At 61.9% G+C, this 239-nt stretch carries 1 protein-coding gene; it reads right to left on the bottom strand.

What is annotated here, in order from left to right:
• Positions 1 to 239 (bottom strand): amino acid permease (locus J5M56_RS26445; RefSeq protein WP_207938243.1); only part of this gene is annotated, 239 nt, incomplete at both ends.

Genomic DNA, 239 nt, shown 5'->3' with positions numbered 1-239 from the left:
CCATCAGGTCTTTGCGCCTTAGGCCCCGCTGGCCCTGGTAGCCTTCCCCGCGCCACGCGATCAATAGCGCGTAAGCCGCCGACCACAGGTAGGGCACCAGAATCATCGACGAGGCGAGGTAGATCAGCGACAGGTAGGTACTGTTGGAGAACAGCGTGATGACCAGGAAGATCTGCACCATCGCGTTGGTCAGCCACAGCGCGTTCGCCGGCACCTGGTTGGGGTAAGGCGTCAGGTAC

This window comes from Pseudomonas sp. 51_B (assembly GCF_017491595.1).
GTDB classification, from domain to species: domain Bacteria; phylum Pseudomonadota; class Gammaproteobacteria; order Pseudomonadales; family Pseudomonadaceae; genus Aquipseudomonas; species Aquipseudomonas promysalinigenes.
This window is presented reverse-complemented; position numbering and strand designations above follow the sequence as displayed.